Genomic DNA, 1,652 nt, shown 5'->3' on the forward strand with positions numbered 1-1,652 from the left:
AATAATTCAAAATCTATCGCGATCGGCCAGGATTCTACCGCTTCTGGCAACAGTGCTTATGCCCTTGGCGAAAATGCCACTGCAGCAGGTCAAAACACCATTGCACTTGGTGCAGATACTAGTAGTAATACGCAATACGGTGTCACTATCGGTCGAGCTGCAAGCTCAACAGGTCGATCCTCTGTTGCCATAGGCGGCGGTGCAGCTGGCGGCGGCGCAGCGCGAACCGCTGGTAATGGCGCTATCGCCATCGGTGGTGGCGGCACCATCGCGGACGGTGCACAAGCCACCAACAATCGTGCCATCGCAATTGGTCAGGGAGCTATAGCCTCTGGAGTTTCTAGTATTAGTGTCGGTACAGGTAACAATGTCTCAGGCAATAACTCTGGTGCTATTGGTGATCCAACTACTATCACGGGAACAGGTAGCTACTCACTAGGTAACGATAATACCATCGATGCTGACAATGCCTTTGTATTAGGTAATAACGTCACTATCGCAGCGGGCTTGGATGGAGCGGTTGGCATTGGTAACGATACTACTGTGACTGCCTCTAGCGTCGCAAGCTTTGTTCCAACTGGAGCAACCGTCGTAGGAACAGCAGTAGGCAGTAATGTTGTCAGTATCGGTGGTGCAGGCAGTGAACGTCGGCTAACCAACGTTGCTGCAGGCGGCGCTGATACCGATGCTGTCAACGTCAGTCAATTGGAAGCGGTCAATACTAATGTCGTAACTAATACTACCAATCTTAATAATCTAACTACAGGTCTAACCGGTATCGTACGTCAAGATACGGGAACAGGTGCGATTACTGTAGGCGCTCAGACTGGTGGTACTTCAATCAATGTCTCTGGAACAGCTGGCACACGTACGTTAAGTGGTCTAACCAATGGCGATGTCTCTGTTGGGTCAACAGATGCCGTGACCGGTGATCAGCTAAACAGTCTGACTACTGCAGTTTCTAATATCGATTTCCCGATACGTTCAAGCAGTGCTCAACCGTTCACGACAGTCGCAACAGGCACTAATGCTCTCGCAGTCGGTTCAAATGCTATTGCTAATGGAAACAGTGCGACTGCTGTCGGGGAGAATGCTAGAGCAGCTGGTAGTGCAACAGCCATCGGCGAGGGTGCTACTGCAAACAATAATAACGCAACAGCTATCGGACAGGGTGCTAATGCTGGTATTAATGCCTTTGCTGGTGGTCAAGGTGCTAGAGCAGGTGTAAATTCAGTATCCATTGGACAAGGAGCAACGAGCGGAAGTTCAAGTCGTACGGTCGCTATAGGCTATCAAGCTAAAGCTACCGCTGGGGACACGGTTGCACTTGGTTATCAGGCAAACACAGCAGCAGCAGGCGGAACTGCTCTTGGTCAAGGCTCTATAGTAAGTGCCACAAATAGTGTGGCTCTTGGTCGTAACTCAGTAGCGAATGTTGCAGGTGGGGCTACAGGTTTTGTTCCAACAGCGGCATTAACTGCTGATCAATCTGCAATCGCCGCAACGAATAGTACTACTTTAGGAGCGGTATCAGTAGGTACAGGAGCAGCTGGTGGCAACCGTCAGATTGTCAATGTTGCAGCTGGTACTAATGACAGTGATGCGGTGAACGTCTCACAACTAGAATCCGTTGCAAACGTAGCAAATCAAGG

Annotated in this window: 1 protein-coding gene; it reads left to right on the top strand. The window is 50.1% G+C overall.

All coding sequences use genetic code 11. The annotated features are described in order from the left end of the window. On the top strand, positions 1-1,652 hold a 1,652-nt coding region (locus tag ACTQ9T_RS14550; RefSeq protein ID WP_440465490.1), incomplete at both ends, for a YadA family autotransporter adhesin.

It is taken from the genome of Psychrobacter sp. ASPA161_6, assembly GCF_051970285.1.
Taxonomy (GTDB): domain Bacteria; phylum Pseudomonadota; class Gammaproteobacteria; order Pseudomonadales; family Moraxellaceae; genus Psychrobacter; species Psychrobacter glaciei.